19 protein-coding genes are annotated in these 18,214 nt (G+C 46.0%); 3 read left to right on the top strand and 16 right to left on the bottom strand.

Going from position 1 to position 18,214, the window contains the following annotated elements; all coding sequences use genetic code 11:
- Positions 1-10 precede the first annotated feature (10 nt).
- From QF06_RS01060 to pbpC, 4 genes are all read right to left on the bottom strand, one after another.
- Positions 11-1,522 carry a class I adenylate-forming enzyme family protein gene (locus QF06_RS01060; protein WP_041850709.1) on the bottom strand — a complete coding sequence of 504 codons (1,512 nt, stop codon included), beginning with the start codon at positions 1,520-1,522 and terminating at the stop codon, positions 11-13.
- 211 nt (positions 1,523-1,733) lie between these two features.
- On the bottom strand, positions 1,734-3,818 hold the full coding sequence (mtlR, locus tag QF06_RS01055; RefSeq protein WP_041850708.1) for a mannitol operon transcriptional activator MtlR: 2,085 nt from the start codon (positions 3,816-3,818) through the stop codon (positions 1,734-1,736).
- Positions 3,819-4,003: 185 nt separating this feature from the next.
- The gene (locus tag QF06_RS01050; protein ID WP_038827741.1) at positions 4,004-4,906 is read right to left on the bottom strand and encodes an aldo/keto reductase; all 903 of its coding nucleotides are present in this window, start codon (positions 4,904-4,906) and stop codon (positions 4,004-4,006) included.
- A gap of 100 nt (positions 4,907-5,006) precedes the next feature.
- Entirely contained in the window at positions 5,007-7,013 is a 2,007-nt protein-coding gene (gene pbpC / locus QF06_RS01045) for a penicillin-binding protein 3 (RefSeq protein WP_014478860.1), read from the bottom strand.
- Between the two features lie 150 nt (positions 7,014-7,163).
- On the opposite strand from pbpC, the gene QF06_RS01040 reads away from it, so the two are divergent.
- Positions 7,164-7,451: an antibiotic biosynthesis monooxygenase family protein gene (locus tag QF06_RS01040; RefSeq protein ID WP_014478859.1), complete on the top strand. Its 288-nt coding sequence runs from the start codon at positions 7,164-7,166 to the stop codon at positions 7,449-7,451.
- Positions 7,452-7,456: 5 nt separating this feature from the next.
- Here the strand turns inward: QF06_RS01040 and QF06_RS01035 are convergent, their stop codons facing one another.
- From QF06_RS01035 to QF06_RS00995, 9 genes are all read right to left on the bottom strand, one after another.
- Entirely contained in the window at positions 7,457-7,702 is a 246-nt protein-coding gene (locus QF06_RS01035) for a YczI family protein (RefSeq protein ID WP_003240256.1), read from the bottom strand.
- Positions 7,703-7,875: 173 nt separating this feature from the next.
- Complete coding sequence (gene lipC, locus QF06_RS01030) at positions 7,876-8,517, bottom strand: spore germination lipase LipC (RefSeq protein WP_041850707.1); 642 nt, start codon at positions 8,515-8,517, stop codon at positions 7,876-7,878.
- Positions 8,518-8,580: 63 nt separating this feature from the next.
- Positions 8,581-9,333 carry an IclR family transcriptional regulator gene (locus QF06_RS01025; RefSeq protein WP_014478857.1) on the bottom strand — a complete coding sequence of 251 codons (753 nt, stop codon included), beginning with the start codon at positions 9,331-9,333 and terminating at the stop codon, positions 8,581-8,583.
- Positions 9,334-9,348: 15 nt separating this feature from the next.
- Complete coding sequence (gene pxpC / locus QF06_RS01020) at positions 9,349-10,356, bottom strand: 5-oxoprolinase subunit PxpC (RefSeq protein WP_080332576.1); 1,008 nt, start codon at positions 10,354-10,356, stop codon at positions 9,349-9,351.
- A 2-nt stretch (positions 10,357-10,358) separates the two neighbouring features.
- Entirely contained in the window at positions 10,359-11,081 is a 723-nt protein-coding gene (gene pxpB, locus QF06_RS01015; RefSeq protein WP_029726563.1) for a 5-oxoprolinase subunit PxpB, read from the bottom strand.
- A 44-nt stretch (positions 11,082-11,125) separates the two neighbouring features.
- On the bottom strand, positions 11,126-11,899 hold the full coding sequence (locus QF06_RS01010) for a putative hydro-lyase (RefSeq protein ID WP_010886407.1): 774 nt from the start codon (positions 11,897-11,899) through the stop codon (positions 11,126-11,128).
- Positions 11,900-11,922: 23 nt separating this feature from the next.
- On the bottom strand, positions 11,923-13,137 hold the full coding sequence (locus QF06_RS01005; protein ID WP_024573240.1) for an NRAMP family divalent metal transporter: 1,215 nt from the start codon (positions 13,135-13,137) through the stop codon (positions 11,923-11,925).
- 14 nt (positions 13,138-13,151) lie between these two features.
- Entirely contained in the window at positions 13,152-13,925 is a 774-nt protein-coding gene (gene pxpA / locus QF06_RS01000; protein ID WP_041850705.1) for a 5-oxoprolinase subunit PpxA, read from the bottom strand.
- Positions 13,926-14,130: 205 nt separating this feature from the next.
- Positions 14,131-14,880: a phosphoglycolate phosphatase gene (locus tag QF06_RS00995; RefSeq protein WP_003234424.1), complete on the bottom strand. Its 750-nt coding sequence runs from the start codon at positions 14,878-14,880 to the stop codon at positions 14,131-14,133.
- A gap of 132 nt (positions 14,881-15,012) precedes the next feature.
- Here QF06_RS00995 and QF06_RS20785 point away from each other — a divergent pair, with 132 nt between their 5' ends.
- The gene (locus tag QF06_RS20785) at positions 15,013-15,177 is read left to right on the top strand and encodes a hypothetical protein (RefSeq protein ID WP_014478851.1); all 165 of its coding nucleotides are present in this window, start codon (positions 15,013-15,015) and stop codon (positions 15,175-15,177) included.
- 32 nt (positions 15,178-15,209) lie between these two features.
- Here the strand turns inward: QF06_RS20785 and QF06_RS00990 are convergent, their stop codons facing one another.
- Positions 15,210-15,602, bottom strand: a complete 393-nt coding sequence (locus QF06_RS00990; RefSeq protein ID WP_041850704.1) for a 3-hydroxyacyl-ACP dehydratase FabZ family protein — start codon at positions 15,600-15,602, stop codon at positions 15,210-15,212.
- 84 nt (positions 15,603-15,686) lie between these two features.
- On the opposite strand from QF06_RS00990, the gene QF06_RS00985 reads away from it, so the two are divergent.
- Positions 15,687-16,295: a dienelactone hydrolase family protein gene (locus QF06_RS00985; RefSeq protein WP_031315645.1), complete on the top strand. Its 609-nt coding sequence runs from the start codon at positions 15,687-15,689 to the stop codon at positions 16,293-16,295.
- A 68-nt stretch (positions 16,296-16,363) separates the two neighbouring features.
- Here QF06_RS00985 and sipU read toward each other — a convergent pair whose 3' ends face one another.
- Together sipU and QF06_RS00975 are read right to left on the bottom strand one after the other, a co-directional pair.
- Positions 16,364-16,927: a signal peptidase I sipU gene (sipU, locus tag QF06_RS00980; protein WP_021481743.1), complete on the bottom strand. Its 564-nt coding sequence runs from the start codon at positions 16,925-16,927 to the stop codon at positions 16,364-16,366.
- A gap of 133 nt (positions 16,928-17,060) precedes the next feature.
- Positions 17,061-18,125: a tartrate dehydrogenase gene (locus QF06_RS00975; protein ID WP_003234436.1), complete on the bottom strand. Its 1,065-nt coding sequence runs from the start codon at positions 18,123-18,125 to the stop codon at positions 17,061-17,063.
- Between the last annotated feature and the right edge of the window lie 89 nt (positions 18,126-18,214).

Below are 18,214 nucleotides of genomic sequence, written 5' to 3'. Positions count from 1 at the left end.
GCTTCTTCTTTTATGAATGTACAGCCTGATTGCGCAGGACGTCTTTTTTCACCTTGCCAAGGTTGTTTTTCGGCAGTTCGTTAACAAATTCAACTTCAGGTATTTTGTAAGCGGACAGGCGTTCTTTACAAAATGCGATGACATCCTCTTCCGTGATGCGCTGGCCGCCATTTTTCACGATAAAAGCTTTCGGTTTTTCACCGTAAAGCGGGTCTGGAATACCGACCACAGCCGTTTCAAGGATTCCCGGGATCTGCTGGATAACTTCTTCAACCTGATCAGGATAGACGTTATCGCCTCCGTAAATAATGACATCCTTGTAGCGTCCCGTGATGAAAATAAAGCCATCTTCATCTACATATCCTGAATCTCCGGTTCTAAACCATCCATTTTGCAGCACTTTCTCTGTTGCTTCAGGATTGTCTTCATAGCCTTTAAATAAGAATGGAGTATGAACAACGATTTCGCCGATTTCTCCTTGAGGAAGTTCTTCTCCGGTCAGAGGATCTTCCACTTTGACTTTAACACCTGCCACAGGTTTTCCTGCAGATGCCGCTTTATCCATTCCCATATCAGGCGTCCATGTGCTGATGCCCCAAGCCTCAGTACTTCCATAGCCATGCGCAAGCGGAATGCCAATATCAAGATAGCGGCGGATTAGGCTGCTCGGCACTTTTGTTCCGCCTGTCATTAAAATAACAAGCGAAGATAAGTCAGTTTGGTGCGTTTCCCACGCCTCAAGCAAATACGTGTAGAACACAGGAAGAGCCATCACTGTCTGAATTTTCTCTTCTTCAATGACCTTCAGCATGTGAACAGGATCTTGATCCTTTGTAAACACAAAGGTTGTTTCTGCAAACGTTCCAAGCATGATGCAAATGAGCGCACTCGTATGATAAATCGGATGGCACGCGAGAAAACGAAGGCCCTTCATGCGTGCTATTGAGCTGTTGGATTTTTTAACGTATCTGTATATGCCGCCATGTGTAATCATGCATCTTTTCGGGTTACCCGTTGTTCCAGATGTAAACATCAGAAGTGCTGTATCATCAGGGGAAACCATTTCCGTCTCTGGCAAATGATCAGGACCTGCAAACAGCGCTTCAAATTCAGCAGATGTTTCGTAAGCTGTTCCAGTTTCCATTGTTACACACAGTGAGGACAATTCAGGAAGAACTTCATCCAGTGTCTCTTTAAACTCCGCTCCGTAAAACATTGCTTTCGGTTCACTTGCTTTTAAAATGCCTGTCATTTCATATGGTTTCAGCTGCCAGCTGACAGGTACGACAACAGCACCTATTTCAAGTGCGGCGAACATAACAGTTGAGGCGGGATGGCCGTTTTTGCAAAGCAATGCAACACGGTCGCCCTTTTGAATTCCTTTTTGAAGCATGGCATTCGCCAGCTGATTAATCCGTTTACGGTAACCTTTATATGTCAGTGTATGGTCTCCGCTTTTTACAGCCTCTATATCTTCGCTATTCGGCATGTCATGCAGAATCAGATGCTGTAATGTTTCCATATCGTCATCTCCTATATTCTCTTGAATCTTCAATAATTTGTTAGATTTTCTTCCTTACCTCACCCATTTTAACCCAAAAAAGATAACTTGTAAAACTATTTCATTTTGGAATTATTCCAATACTGAATGATAAAATAGTCCCACATTTTCTTATTTTGTTCCCCGTCCAAAGAAAAACACACGCCAAATTTTTGACGTGTGCCATGCAGGATTACAGTATGTTTTTTTCTTTCATCCATGTGAAAAATATGCGGTTTAACCGCTGATACAATTCTTGTTCTCCTTCTTCCTGAAACCCCGCCATGCTTTCTCCGCTCTCGATAATTGCCGAGCTGATCGCGCTTAAAATCTCCGAGCCTTCAGCAGATAATGAGTTAGGCGCCATCATGACGAGAATGCGTGTCATCCTGAGGGTATTTCCGTCCATGCCATCCACTTCATAGGAGGTGCTGAGATCAAACATTTTGAAAAAAGGCAGGACGATTTCATCATTTTTGAGATGATAAAGCGCCATGTTTGTTCCGGGGATTCCCAATCCCCCTTGTTTCTCCCGCTCAGCCAGGCAAACCGCGGCTTTTTCCGGATTACGGATCAGGCCATCCTTCTTCAGCTGTTGAAAAAGCTCTAGCAAAAGCATGCTATGGTCCGGGTTTGTTTTGAGTGGAGCTAGCGTAAAATGGCGCAGAACATCTTGGATAACTTCCATATACCGCCCTATGCTTTCCGCCGCCTCTAGCATGTCAGGTACATCAGCTTGCTGCGCCTCTTCCTTCGGGCTTCTTTTTTTGTTAAGAATAAGGGGAATCTTCCGCTTGATATACTGCTTGACCTGGTTTGCGTCTTCCTCATTTAATAGTGGGCTGACCATGATGTAATCAATGTTTTCATAAGGAATCGGTACAGTGGACACAATCATATCATAGGCTTGAACATCCTTCCCCTTTAGCTCGATCAGGGATGACATATCAAACGATTCAATTTCCGGCAGCTCTTTTTTCAGTCTGGAGGCAAGCATTTTCGAGGAGCCGATCCCGCTTGAGCAGACGACAAGCGCTTTCACTTTTGCTTCTTCTTTTTTGATTTCAAGAGCCGAGCCAAAGTGAAGAACGATAAAAGCGATTTCATCATCAGAAAAGGACATGCCCGGAAAATACTTTTCGACGCCTTCTTCGATCGCCATATAAAGCAGAAAATAATCGCGCTTGATCTGTTCCTTCATCGGATTGTATATCTCAATATTTTCTTTTATGCGGCTGACGGCCGGCTCCAAATGGGCAATCAAGCCTTCATATAAAGAGTAGTTTTTCGTCAGATCCATTCTGATTTTGTCTGAAATAAAAGCAATGAGCCGCTTTGTTTGCAGGGCTGTTTCCAGCTCAATTTCCTGCGCTTTGTATTCTGTTTTGTATTTTCGATTGGCGCTTCGAAGATGGATTGTAATATAGCCGACCTCCGCCTCTGGAATCGTCACGCCGAAGGCACGTTCAAGCTCGCCCGCGATTTCAAGAGCGGAGCTGTATTCCTTCGCATTCTTCAGTTCCTCAAGCTCATTTTGCTCCATGGTGATAGTTTCCCCAAGCTTAATTCGTTCGATCGCATACGTCAGATGGACGACGAGCGCTATATAGGAGCTGTCGGACAATGAAAAAGCGATTTTTTCTTTGAGCTGAAATAAGATGCGCTCCATTTTTAACAGCTCACCTTTGCTGACAACCCCGAACATTTTCTCTGAAGAATCGGTTTTTCCTTTGATGTTTAATTCAACCGCTTCCAAAAACATTTGGATGTCGAGACGGTTCACAATCAAGTTGCCGACAATTTTCCGTTTCGCATTCTCCGGCCCTATGAGCTGGATGCCAAAACCTCTTTTGCGGATCAGTGTCAGTCCGAAGGGAGAAATCCACTTCTCGAGCTCATCTAAGTCATAGCTGACCGTGGCATTCGTCACCTGGAGATCATGAGCAAGCGTGTACAGTTTGACGGGCTCCTGAGACTCTAATAACGAACAAAGAATGAGCAGTTTCCGTTCGTCGGCGCTGTATTCATGCTGTTCATATGATAAATCAGTAAGCAGCTTTTGTTTATCTTCGGGACTTCCCACTGCTTTCAACCCTTTACCGGGCTGTTTATCTAACGTAAGCCCCACGGTTTCCATCAGCGGTTTAATTGATTTGAGTTCCCTGTGAATGGTTCTCGTGCTGACTTGCATCAGCTCAGCAAGCTCAGTTACGGTTATATATCTGTTTTGTAATAATAAGTGCTTTAACAGCTTTTGTTCTCTGGCAGTCATATACATAAAAAAGACCTCCTAGACTATCTTGATGTGCGGATGAAGTCGCAAGGAGATGCAGTAGAGGATATAGAGAGGTTTCCCTTTAATATAAAACGCTTTCAAGAAAGAATCAATCACTTATAAATGGTAATTTGGCACTATGCGGTGTGACAATATTGAAAAAGCATCAGCTGGTAAGCTGATGCTTTTTATGGAATATCGTAACCCTGTACGGCTGTAAAAATGCGGAACCATTGATCCTGGTCAAGCTTGTATGACAACGCATTTATCGCGGCGGAAATCCGCTCGCGCTTTCCGCTTCCGACAATCGGCATGATGCCGGCCGGATGCGTGAACAGCCATGCGTACATGACCTCGTCCAATGAAGCAGCGCCGATTTCCCCTTGGACGGATTCAAGCGCCGTGCGGACACGCTGGTCTTTATCCGTGTTTCCAGTGAATACTTTGCCGCCTGCCAGAGGCGACCAAGCCATCGGCGGAATCCGTTTTTCCTGGCACAGGTTCAAAGTGCCGTCGAGCATATTTTCTAATTCGTATGCGGAAAGCTCAATCTGGTTGGTTACGAGCTTCTCGGGCAAATATGATTCCAGCATCCGATACTGGTGATCTTTAAAATTTGAAACGCCAAAGTACCTGACCTTGCCAGAGCATTTCAAGGCCTGAAACGCCTCTGCTACCCCCTCCGGATCCATGAGCGGGTCCGGTCTGTGAATCAACAGCACATCGATATAATCCGTCCTAAGGTTCATAAGCGATTGCTCAACGGATGCCAAAATATGCGATTTGCTTGTGTTATAATGATGCGATCTGTGAGCTGGCCGTTCAGGCGATTCAAGAACGATACCGCATTTTGTGACCAGCTCTATGTTTTCTCTTAATCCAGGCGAAAGGGCAAGGGCGTTTCCAAACAGCTTTTCGCACGTATAGCCTCCATAAATATCCGCATGATCAAAGGTCGTGATGCCGTGATCGATACACCATTCAATGAGGCTCAGAAGTTCAGCATCTGAATAGTTCCATTCATTCAGCCGCCAAAGCCCGTGTATGACTCTTGAAAATTGAAGATCCTCCGCCAATTGAATACGCTGCATGCAAAATCCCTCTTTTCTTTGTATAAACCGGGTTTTGCCCCTTACTAGTTCATTCGGCCTCAGATCCCCTTTTTCCTTTCGCTCCTTTTAAAAAGACATTTTAATTCGATTGAAATTGCTTTTTCGCTTTCTCAACGACATAGTGGCTGCCGCCGCGGTCCTGCACATTTTGGATCATCATGGCGACAAGCAGGTCTTTGTTTTTGTAATCGTAGCCGACAAACCAGCCATTTTCCGTGCCGTCTTTATCATCTTTTGATGTTTTCAGCTCGGCTGTTCCTGTTTTCCCGGCCACTGTGATTCCTTTCACGACAGGCTGATACGCTGATCCGCGCTCATCTTCCACAACGCCTTTCAGACCTTTTGTAATGTCTGCTGCTCCTTCCTTGGTGACCACTTGCTTGTGCCAAACATCAGCTGTTTGTGAATCTTTTTTGATCAGCGTCGGTTTGACAAGGTCTCCATTGTCAACAAATGGCGTGTAAGCAGTTGCCAAGTGAAGCGGAGACATTTGCATTTGCCCTTGTCCGTAGCCTGTATCCGCAAGCAAAATGTCTGAATCAAGCTTGTCATTTGCAATAGACGATTTCTGGATCGGGAATTCGTACGGAACGTCCTCTGAAAAACCGAATGTCTTCAAGCCTTTTGTGAAGGTGTCCGCTCCCATATCAAGCGCATTCTGGGCAAAATAAATATTGTCTGACGTAATAAGGGCGTTTTCCAAATCGACTTGTTGAAGTCTCTCAGACACACGTGTCACTGAATAGCCGCCCCAGCTCGAATCTTTTTGCCACTCCTTGCCTTTGATTGTTTTCTTCTCATCGGCTTTAAGGGTGCCGTTTTTGATTCCAATAGCAGCCGCAATCGGTTTAATGGTAGAACCTGGCGCGTATGTCTTATTGAATTTCGCTGAAAACGGATTGTTTTTATCTTTGTTTAGCTTTTTCCATTCCTTATCGCTCCAGCCGAAAATAAATCCGTTTGGATCGTAGGAAGGCGCGCTGACAAGGGCGAGTGTTTCGCCTGTCTTCGGCTGCAGCGCGACTGCCGCCCCGCTGTCATCCTTCAGTTCATCATACAGCTTCGTTTGCGTTTTGATATCAATTGTGAGGTGAAGATCCTCGCCGTCCTTTGCTTTCTTTTCAGCAATGACTTCCCCGGTTTGCGGCACGTAGATTTTCCAGCCAGTTGTGCCTCTTAGCTTGTCTTCATACACATTTTCAAGTCCGGCGATACCGATGTTAGACGTATCGCTGTACGTTCCTTCTTTCTTTTTCTTCAGTTCTTCCGCTGTAATGGCGCGGACATAGCCTGTCAAATGGGCTGTCTTTTCGCCATACGGATAGTAGCGGGAGCTGACATTCGTTCTTGTTACGCCTTGTAATGACGTCGCTTCAGAAACTAACTTCTCCTGGTCAGGCTTGACCTTTTTGAGCGGCACAAACGAATCGTCTTTTACCCAGCCTTGATCCAGCTTTTTCTTGATGTCGTCTTCAGTCAAATCAAGTTTTTTGGCGAGTTCTTTTATAACTTTCTCTTTTTTATCGCCAAGCTCTCCGGGAACAATTCCAATTTCCGGAACATCTGTATTGACAGCTAAACCTTTTCCATTTTTATCGTAAATTTGGCCTCGTTTCGGTTCAATGCTCATAATTTGCACGGTTTTGTCGTCAGCCAGCTGCTTGAAAATAAACGATGGGTCCCAATCTATATTCCATGACTCCTCGTCATCTGTTTTTTCTAATTTCAGCACAGCAGTATTCTTGAAGCTGACTTTGCCGGCATTTGTGTTCATGCTGACTTTATACGGGATATGTTTCATTGTCTTGTTGTCTTGATCGTCCTTATCTACTTCTCCCGCAGTGACTTTCAAATTTTTTACGCCGGCCTGCTCATAGATGGCTTTATACCTGTTGACGAAATCTTTTTTGGAGATTTCTTTTTTGACATCTTTAGTCAGGCTTTGATACATGTCATCGAATTGCTGATCGTTCCACTGTTTCACGAATGCTTCCATGCGATCCTCTGGTGAATCTGTTTTGGAGCATCCGATTAACCCAATCAATCCGACGCATAGAAATACTAGTAGAATACACTTTTTTAACATGACTTTCCCCTGCCTTCCACTTGTTATTTTCTCTTAATTGAATTGGTGCGTGCAAGATTTTTTTGAAAATGAAGGAAAAGTTCACCGATTTTGCAGAAATCTCCTATCGTTTGCTGTAGACTATTTGAAAAGACAGAAAGAAGGGATAGCATGGTCAGAGAGGCAGCAATGCTTCACATTAAAGAAGGCCTTGAACAAGAGTTTGAGGATGCATTCCGGCAAGCGGCGCCGATTATTTCCGGCATGAAGGGCTATATCACTCACTCGTTATCAAAATGCATGGAGGAAACGCATAAATATCTGCTTCTTGTGGAGTGGGAAACACTTGAGAACCATACGGAAGGCTTTCGCGGTTCTTCAGAGTATCAAGAGTGGAAAGCCTTGCTTCATCGATTCTATACCCCGTTCCCGACGGTCGAGCATTTTCAGGATGTGTAATAGATTTATATAATATGAAGTGTAAAACCGATAAGGGAGACAGACCATACAAAAACGGCGGTATAAATATTAAAAGCGCCTGAGCCGTCATTTTCTTTTTTGCGCTCTTCAAGCCCCTGCATAAACATGACCGCGCCAAGAAAGACGAGCATGACCGATTGGATAACAGAGGTGTGTTCCGTATAGTTAAAAGCAATAAGCGCCAGTATAATAATGATAACCGCAAAAGACATTTTAAAAATCCGAAACAAAAGGACCATCCTTCCTTATATACGAAATATTGAACGTTATGGCTATATTTGCCTACGTCCTCCATTATTCTAGCGCACTTTGTTTGTCTGTAGAACAGAAGACAGAGAATTTTAAGTTTCTTTTAATATTTCGATCACACATAAAAAAACGCGCCTGTCATGAGGCGCGTTTTCTATGAAACTGATAGTTCTTTATAGCCTAGCTTGTGAACGGCTTCAGCCATCGCTTGATAGCCTTTGCAGTTCGGATGGACACCGTCAAAGGACAGATATTCCCGCTCCTTGCCTTTGAAGATGCTATAGGCATCTGCGATTTTGACATGGGGTGCTGATGCAAGTGTTTCTAAATGTGAATTAAAGGATGTGATCCATTTGCCGGCGATTTCAATGCCGGGAAACGGATTGTATAAGTTGAACACTCGGATGGCGTACGGGGAAGGTTTTTCTCCTTTAATCTCGGCGATTTTGGCAATCATCTTTTCAAAATTCTCATGGCAATGGGCGGATACACGGCTGAAAATCGTTTCATCCTTAGAGGTTTGGTAGGCTAAGACCGAATCGATGAGATCGTTTCCGCACCCTGTGATCGTTATCATATCAGCATCTCGAATGCATTTTTGCACATAGGGATATGACAGGAGTCCCAAAATCTCTTCTGTATTCAGGCCTGATCTGGCAAATATTTTTATTGCCGTTCTTGTTTTCAAGTCAGCTTCCATCATGTCCCCAAAACGCTGGACGAAGCCGGGTGAAAACAGCCCAGAGCCTCTCCCTGTCGTCAAGGAATCGCCCAGAGCTGTATATCGAAGCACCATGTTCTTTCCTCCACTCTTGAACGTCGATACGTTAATGTACGCAGCAGAGAAAAGATTGGCTACTTATGTATATCCTATTTTTCTTGAAATCTGTAAAGCGGCGTCCTTCACCTTTTCTGTTAAATAGGGCAGCCTGTCTTCTGTAAATCTCGCTTCAAAGCCTGCAATGCTAATGCCGGCTGCCACTTGGCGCTTATGGTTAAAGATCGGGGCGCCGATCGCCGCCGTATAGTTTTCGAGCTCTGAATAGCTGACAGTATAGCCATTTTGCACAGAGGCATCAATCTCCTGAAGCAGTTTTTCGGGATCGGTAATCGTTCCGGAGCCAATCGAAATGAGCTCGGTTTGTTTGATGTATGCTTCGATTTCTTCACGGGGAAGAAAGGACAGAATGCTTCTGGCGCACGCTCCCGCGTATAGGGGGGAACGCCTGCCGATCGCCGTATACAGCCGCACAGTCTGTGTCCCTTCTATTTTCTCAACGTATATCGCTTCATTGCCATCCCTCATGATCAACTGCACGGCCTCATCCACTTCCCGGCACAGCTCTTCCATCACCGGTTTCGCTATTTTTCTGATATCCAGCCTGTCAGCGACAAGCTGTCCGAATTCCAAAAACACCAATCCCAGCGAATAAGCGCCGGACGCATCCCGACTGAGGAACCCCATTTCCTCCAAGGAGCTGACCATCCGGTGAACAGAGGTCTTCGGCATTCCCGTCAGCGACACCAGTTCACTTAAGGTTAGGCTTGGTTTGTGCAAAAACAAATTAAGCAGCGCCATAGATTTGACTACGGTTTTGTTTTTATTCTGCATCATGCATCCCCTTTGCTATGTCAGCCATTCCATCTTTATTCTCGTTTTCAGTTCTTTTATATGCTGTTCCCGTTCTACCGCAAGCGCTTCTGCCTCCTGAAGGGACACAGGCTCAAACTGGACGTGCTCGCCCGGCATGATTTGGGAAACAATCGGAAGATCAGCGGATATGATGTGCGCGATCCTCGGATAGCCGCCAGTCGTCTGCCGGTCTGCAAGCAGGATAATCGGGTTTCCGTCAGGCGGCACCTGGACTGTTCCGAATGAAACCGCTTCCGACACCATCTCAAGCGGGGCCTTCAGTTCGAGCGGTTCTCCTTTGAGCCTGTAGCCCATACGGTCAGACTGCGGCGTGACACGAAATGCTTCTTCATAAAAACGCGTTTTTGATTCTTCTGTGAAAAAGGCAAATTGCTTTCCTTCCAGCACCCGAATGACGGGATTCTTCTTCAATGGCAGAAATCTGCCGCGGCTGACTGACCACTTCGGTGCTGCAAACCCCTGATTTCCAAGCTGCGAACTTAAGCGGGAAAGGATGGTTTGCGAAAGAGCTGACATCTCTCCAATGTTCAGTTGATCTTCTTTTTGAAGCGCTCTGCCATGAAGTCCGCCGATGCTTCCTCTGACGTATGTGCTTTTACTTTCCATGACGGCAGGCACCTCAATGCCACCGGCTGCCGCCAAATAAGCACGGCTGCCGAGTTTGCAGGGGCCAAAGCTGACCGTGCTGTTTTCCTTGATGAGCACAGGCTTCCATAAAGGCGCTTCCTCGTCATTAATACGCAGCGTGAAGTCCGCCCCTGTCACAGCAATCAGTGTCTGTTTTGAAAAATGAAACGACGGACCGGGCCCCATCATCGTTATTTCGAGACCTGCTTCATTTTCGCCGTTTCCTATCAACAGATTGGCAATGCGCAGTGAAACCGTATCCATAGCGCCGCTGGCCAGAACGCCGTATTTTTGGTATCCCGTTCTGCCTATATCCTGAACCGTTGTGAGCAGTCCGGGCTTTAATACTTTCATGCTCAATTGGACTCCTCCTTATAGGCGTGATAGTCTTTTTCTGAGATGCGAACGAATTTCACAGTATCTCCCGCCCGCAGCAATGTCGGCGGGTTTTCCTGCGGCCGGAAAAGAGCCAGCGGCGTTTTGCCGATCAGCTGCCAGCCGCCCGGCGTTGAAATCGGGTAAACGCCTGTCTGCAATCCCGCAATACCGACCGAACCTGCGGGAATCGACGGTCTTGGTGATGATTTTCTCGGAGCTGCAATGCGTTTTGACATCCCGCCTAGAAAAGGAAAACCGGGCGCGAAGCCAAGCATATACACCACATATTCACCGTTTGTATGAATGTCGATTACTTCCTCCGGTGACAGCTGATTGATCTTCGCCACCTCTTCTAAATCCGGACCGAATTCACCGCCATAGCAGACGGGAATTTCTACAATACGGCGGTTGACCTCATAGTCTTCGGCTATTTCTGCCAGCCGCTCTTCGACATCGCGCTTGACACTCTCAAAAGGTGAGCTTATGCCTTGAGGCAAATGCTTGTACACTTCATACATATCATAAAATACGGTTAGACTTGTAAAAGCCGGGATACATTCAATGAATCCCGGAAATGGCTGTTCTTCTATATAAGCGGCCGCGGCATGGACAATGCCGTTGACCTGTTCATTGATTTCTTCTCCGAATCGGATCATCATTGCAGAATCACCGAGCTGTTCGATTTGATATCGTACAGTCATCTTTCTCACCTCTTTTATTTCTCGTTCATCAGGATGACGAGAGGCTACAGCACCGCAAGCGACTCGTCTCGAATATCTGTGATGAGCATATGCCCCGGCGCATGTGTGATGACCATTTCAGGCTTTACATTCATAGCCACGGCTTGCGGGGTCACCCCGCATGCCCAAAAAACAGGAACCTCGCCGTCACGAATGGAAACGGCATCTCCGAAATCCGGTTTTCCGAGATCTCGAATCCCGATTGCTCCCGGATTACCGATATGGATCGGCCCTCCGTGCACAGCCGGAAAACGCGAGGTCACTTGTGCGGCACGTACAGCCAGCCGTTCAGGAACCGGCCTCATGCTGACAACCATCTGTCCGTGAAACGCCCCCGCCGGAACACAATCGATATTCGTTTTATACATCGAGACGTTTGTCCCCTCATCAATATGCCGGACAGCTATCCCATTATTGATCAGTGCCTGTTCAAAGGAGAAACTGCATCCGATCAGAAAGCCGACAAAATCGTCCTCCCAGTATGGCGTAATATCAGATACTTCTTCCGTTAAGATACCGTGCCTGTAAATACGGTATTTCGGAAAGTCCGTTCTGATATCAGCATCAGGCGCAGCCAGAGACGGCACAGGCGAACCTGCTTCAGTCACATCCAGCACGGGGCAGGGCTTTTGATTTCGCTGGCAAAACAGCAGAAAGTCAAACGCAAGGTCCTTTTTCAAAACCACAAGATTCGCTTGGGCGTAGCCGCCGGACATGCCTGCGGTCGGCCCGTTTATTTTCCCCTCTCGTATCAGGGCGCGTACATCCTTTGGCGCCATTTTGTTTAATTGCTCCACTTATATCAGCTCCACAATTGAGGAAGTTGTGTAATTAACGTGTAGATTCCCATAACTGCCATTACAATCACTACAAGCGCGCCTGTGCTTGTCAGCCAAAGCGGATGCTTATAATCACCGACAATGTTTTTCTTGTAGGCGGCAACAAGCAGCGTTCCGAGTGCAATCGGCAGAATTAAGCCGTTCAGTGAACCGACAAGGACGAGGATCTTCGCAGGCTGGCCGATTGTGATAAAAGCTAACGTAGAAATCACAATAAATCCGATAATAATACCGCGTGAATTCTTTTCAATTTTTGGAGAAAAGGTTTTGAAAAACGAAACAGATGTATAGGCTGCTCCAATAACAGACGTAATCGCCGCAGACCACATGATCAATCCGAAAATTTTATAACCGACATTTCCTGCAGCCAGTTTGAAGACAGAGGCCGCCGGGTTGCTTTCATCAATGTGCAGGCCTTTCGATACAACGCCTAGAACCGCAAGAAAAAGAGCGATACGCATGACAGATGTAATTAAAATGCCGACAACCGAGCTTTTTGTCACCTGCGGAATGGATTCCTTCCCTTTAATTCCGGCATCAAGCAAACGGTGTCCTCCGGCAAATGTGATATAACCGCCGACGGTTCCGCCCACTAGGGTGACAATGGCAAATATGCTGATGTGTTCCGGGACGAATGTATTTGCGACTGCCTGTCCGACCGGAGGAGCTGTCGTCGCCGCAACGTAGACCGTTAAAATAATCATCACGAACCCCGCGATTTGCGTAAAACGGTCCATCGCTTTTCCTGCTTCCTTGATGACAAAAATCAAAATGGCGATAACGGCACTGATTAAAGCGCCTGTTTCAGGTGTAATGCCGAACAGCACCTGAAGTCCCAGCCCGGCCCCTCCGATATTCCCAATATTAAAAGCTAGTCCGCCAAGCACGACGAGAATGGCGATGAAATACCCCAGTCCGGGAAGCACCATATTCGCAATTTCCTGACCTCGTTTTCCAGAAACTGCGATGATGCGCCACACATTGGTTTGGGCGAAAATATCTAAAATAATAGAGATTAAGATGACAAAACCGAAGCTTGCTGCGAGTGTGTTTGTGAATGTTGCGGTTTGGGTGAGGAAACCCGGCCCGATTGCTGATGTCGCCATTAAAAAGGCGGCGCCCATCAGCAATGACCAGCTGCCCGCTTTTTTTCCTGCTGTCTTTTTCTGCTGCTCCATCTATTGTTCCTCCTTTATGTTGACTTCTGTTCTGAAATAGCTGTCACTTCAATTCCAGCCGCTTTGAGATGTTTTCTGATTTTTTGCGCAAATGTCAGCGCATGGGCTCCATCTCCATGAATGCAGACTGTATCTGCTTTTAATGACACATCATGTCCTTGCTGAGATTTGACCGCCCCTTCTTTCACCATTTTGATGACCTGGGTGACGGCGGCATCATCACTTTCAATGAGTGCGTCCGGCTGGGAGCGCGGTGTCAGCGTGCCGTCCGATTGGTATGTTCTGTCGGCGAACACTTCATTTGCGGTCTGTAGTCCGATCCGTTCTCCCGCTTTTACGAGCTCGCTCTCAGCAAGACCGAAAAGAATCAGGCCTGGATCAATCTTATAGACAGCTTTCGCGATAGCATCCGACAGTTTTTGATCGACTGCCGCCATATTGTATAAAGCGCCATGCGGCTTGACGTGCTGCATGTGAAGTCCCTCTGCTTTTAAAAAGCCAGAGAGCGCGCCAATTTGATAAACGACAAGATCATACGCTTCCTCAGGAGAAATCGCCATATTGCGGCGCCCAAAACCGAGTAAATCCGGCAAACCCGGATGCGCGCCGATTTTTACGCCTTTTTCCGCTGCAAGCGCGACGGTTTTTCGCATAACACTAGGATCTCCTGCATGAAATCCGCATGCGATATTCGCTGATGTCACATACTCTAAAATATCTTGGTCAAGACCTATCTTGTAGGCTCCGAAGCTTTCTCCTAAATCACAGTTTAAATCAATCTGAAACACAGAATCCCTCCTGCCAAAGCAAGCGATATGCTTTATGTCATTTATTGTCCCGAAATCCGGAACGACTATTCCGAATTTTTGAACTTTATTTCATTATAAGTGAATCATATCAGTTTGTGAAATACTTTTGTCAGAAAACCTACCATGGTCCCAGAAGAAAACCTGCCAAACTAAAAAAGAGAGTCCATCTTAGGACTCTCTTTTTTTATAGTACCCAATGGCGAATCGCTTTAGCGACACCATCCTCAATATTTGTATCCGTGATATAATCAGCCGTTTCTTTTACGATGTCTTGCGCATTGCCCATTGCGACGCCAAGACCCGCTTCTTTGATCATCGCAATGTCATTAAGGCTGTCGCCCATCGCCATCACATTCTCCATTGTAAAGCCGAGTTTTTCCGTAACCTTGGCAAGGGCTGCAGCTTTGTTGATGCCAAGCGCGTTGACTTCAATGTTTGTCGGACTTGAATTTGTGATTTCGAGCTCTTTGTTTTTTCTCAGCTCCTCAAGCACTTCGTTTCGGATATCGTCATCCTCAATGTCAAAGCCGAATTTGAGCCATTCATGATCCGTAATGTTTTCCGGAAACTCGCCTCTCCATACTTTATTCACCGTAGAAGCCCAGAAATTAGTGTTGTGCTTATTCCGCAAATCCCACATCATTTGAATATGGTCCGTATGAAGCAGCTTCCGTTCCACCAAATTAAAATTCGAATCCCAAATTTCACTGCCGTTTGCCGTGATTAGAAAGGATGACAGCTTTAGCGATTCCGCCAGCTCCCTGCACGTCATCAGCGTCCGGCCCGTGCTGATCACCACATACACACCTTTATCCTCCGCTTCACGAATGGCTTTGCGGTTTTCATCCGAGATCAGCTGCTCGTCGTTCAGCAGTGTACCATCCATATCAATTGCGATCAGCTTGATATCTACATCTTCTCTTTGAACAGACATATATGTACCTCTCTTTATCTTTTTGTTGTGCTTCTCTCTATTCTAATACATTATACCCAGCGGGACAAAAAAGCGATTTCCTATGTTTGAGGAGAATGGATAAGAGGAAAACAAACGGTGAGGTGATCAAACATGACAGAAAAAAAACAGCAAAACAAACCAAATGAAAACCCCCAGCACAACGACTTAACCGATCCGATTCCTAATGAAGAGCTGAAGGAAAATATGAATGATGAAAAACACAAACGCCAGCAAAGAGATAACTCTCAAAGCGAACGGGATTACGACACAAAATAGAACCCCTCACAAAATGTTGTGAAGGGTTTTTTTCATTTTTCAATATAGATGCCGATTTCAGCTTCAGCAACAGGCTGCTCTCCAACTGATGCCTTGGCATGTCCGAACACAAACCCGCGCCGATTGCGCGTGACTTCAAACGTAAGATCAAGCCGGTCACCAGGCACAGCTTCTCCCAGCTTTTCCGCTTTCTTCACCGAAGACAATAATCCCAAGCTGTTCTCATCTGTAATTCCTGTAAAAGCCGCGGTTTGCGCAAGCGCTTCAATCACAAGTGAAAACGGCATTTCTGTTTTCGTATCAGTAATAAACCAATCGTTCTCACTAATCAGCTTATAAGCTGCCGCATGTTTGCCGGGCTCGCTATCCGTCACGCCATCAATAAACATAAATGGATAGCGGTGAGGCAAAGGTAATGAGTTCATTTTATATCTCCTTTTTTGACCATTATATCTCAGCCTAAAGTGAAACGATAGGATATAATGGGAAAAACACAAAAGGAGGCCGTTATGTCCCCAAAACCGCTTGTCATTCTCGTACACGAAATATACGGTGTAAACAGCCATATGAAAAAGATGGGCCGGCTGATCAAAATGGCTGGATATGATGTGTTGACGCCCAACCTGCTCGGCGAGGATGAAGTCTACACACTGCAAGAAGAAAAAACGGCATACGAACAATTTACAAAACACGAACGGCTGAAAACGGGAGAAACCATCATCCAGAATTTGATCAGACAAAACGCCGGACGGCACATCTTTGTGATTGGATTCAGCGTGGGGGCTACTATCGCATGGAAATGCAGCAGTATGCCTGAGGTGAGCGGATCGGTTTGTTATTACGGTTCCCGGATACGCGACTCTCTTCATCACGTGCCAGCCTGCCCGGTCCTATTGTTTTTCCCTAATTATGAGCCGTCGTTTGACGTAGCGCTTCTTATCAAAAAACTGCGGGAAAAACAGCATACCCATCTTGAGATTTATCAATTCGATGCGCTTCACGGCTTCGCCAATCCTGATTCTGTTTATTTCAACAGGGCCCTTTTCTTCAAAACGCTCTCTATCATAAAAAACGGGGCGGAAAAACGGCTCCGCCCTGTTTCATCAGAAATTTTTTAATCGCTTACAGCGCTTTATTATCGCGTGTTTTGGTTCCGTACGTTCCATGTTCTTTGTTGCACTGAGTTTTATTTTGCCTGTCTCATCTCACCGAATGGATAAAAGACGAGAGATTCAGTACCGATGATATCGTCTTCAGAAGGCATGCCCATTCCGTTTCTGCTATCCAGTGAATTGAGACGGTTATCTCCCATCACAAAATATTTACCGGTAGGAACCTCAACCTCGAAGTCACCCGTTAAGGTTACACCCGACTCTTTGACCTCCTGTTTATATTCCTTTAAGTATGGTTCTTCCACCTTTTTATCATTTATGTATAGCTGATCATTTTTCATTTTAATGCTGTCACCAGGCAAACCGATTAAACGTTTGACAAAAGAGCGGCCGCTCTTTTTGTCATGAATGACTATGATGTCGCCTCTGTGAAACCCGCCAGTCCATTTGACTGCTTTATCAACCAGTATTCTTTCTGAGTCTTTAAGCGTTGGGGCCATTGATGATCCTTCAATAAGAAAAGGCTTGTAAAACACCAATCTGATCGTAAAAATGAGAGCTGCGATCATAATGATACTGAGTATAACGATCGTTGTGATTTTTCTTTTTTTCTTTAACGTGATTGTTTTTGCATTCAACTTCCTTCACCCGATGCTTTCCTAAGAATTCCAAATTATTATACAGCATTTGGATCTGCTTGGTTAGACTTTCGTGGAAATTTTCGTAAGGAAATGGACAGGCCCGGGCAGCCATCTGCCCCGGCCTGATTCATCAGAGCTTTCTTAAGCGCGAACAGATTTCATCAGTGACCTCAGCCGTTGTGCTTTGTCCCCCAATGTCGCGTGTTTTGATGCCGTCGGCAGTCACTTGCTCCATTACATCCAGAATTTTCGCCCCCAATTCTTCCTCTCCGAAGTGGTCGAGCATCAGCTTCGCTGTCCAAATCTGGCCAATCGGATTGGCAAGGCCCTGTCCGGCAATGTCAGGAGCTGAGCCGTGAACCGGTTCAAACATGGACGGATATTTGCCGGATGGATTGATGTTCGCAGAAGGCGCAATGCCGATGCTTCCCATCAGGCTTGAGCTGATGTCGGTTAAAATATCACCGAACAAGTTGCTCGCCACAATGACATCAAACGTTTCCGGACGCGTCACAAAAAAAGCGGCCAGCGCATCAATATGCTGAGATGATGTTTCGATTCCGCTATAATCAGCGGCTGTCTGCTGAAAGACTTCATCCCAAAACGGCATCGCATGATAAATGCCGTTAGACTTTGTGGCGCTTGTCACATGGCTGCGCCGTTTTTTCGCCAATTCGAAGGCAAAGCGCATGACACGTTCTGTCGCTTTTCTCGTAAACACGGCATTCTGGATGGCGATTTCATCATCGCCTCTGTGAATGCGCCCGCCGACTTCACTGTATTCACCTTCACTGTTCTCGCGAATCACCACGAAGTCAAAATCATTTGGATGCAGAAGCGGCGACGTAATGCCTGCCATTTGTTTGGCGGGTCTCATATTAATGGAAAGCTCAAGCTCCCTCCGGATTTTCAGCAGCAGGCCCCATAACGATATATGATCGGGAACCAGCTTCGGATTTCCGACGGCTCCCAAAAAAACCGCTTCAAATTGAGTAAGCGTATGTATTCCATCTTCGGGCATCATTTTGCCGTGCTCCAAGTAATAATCACAGCTCCATGGAAAAGCCGTGAATGAGAATGACAAACCTCCGTGTACCTCAGCGGCTGTATGAAGCACTTTCTCAGCAGCCGCTACAACCTCTTTTCCTACTCCGTCTCCCGGTATTGCCGCAATCTCGAATTGTTTCATCGTCATTCTCCTTCCCTGTTTTCGTAAGCGCTTTCTATTATACTAGATTGCGAGATAGTAAAAAAAGCCCGTGACATTGTGTCACGGGTGATCGG

Source organism: Bacillus sp. YP1, assembly GCF_000877815.1.
GTDB lineage: Bacteria > Bacillota > Bacilli > Bacillales > Bacillaceae > Bacillus > Bacillus subtilis.
This window is presented reverse-complemented; position numbering and strand designations above follow the sequence as displayed.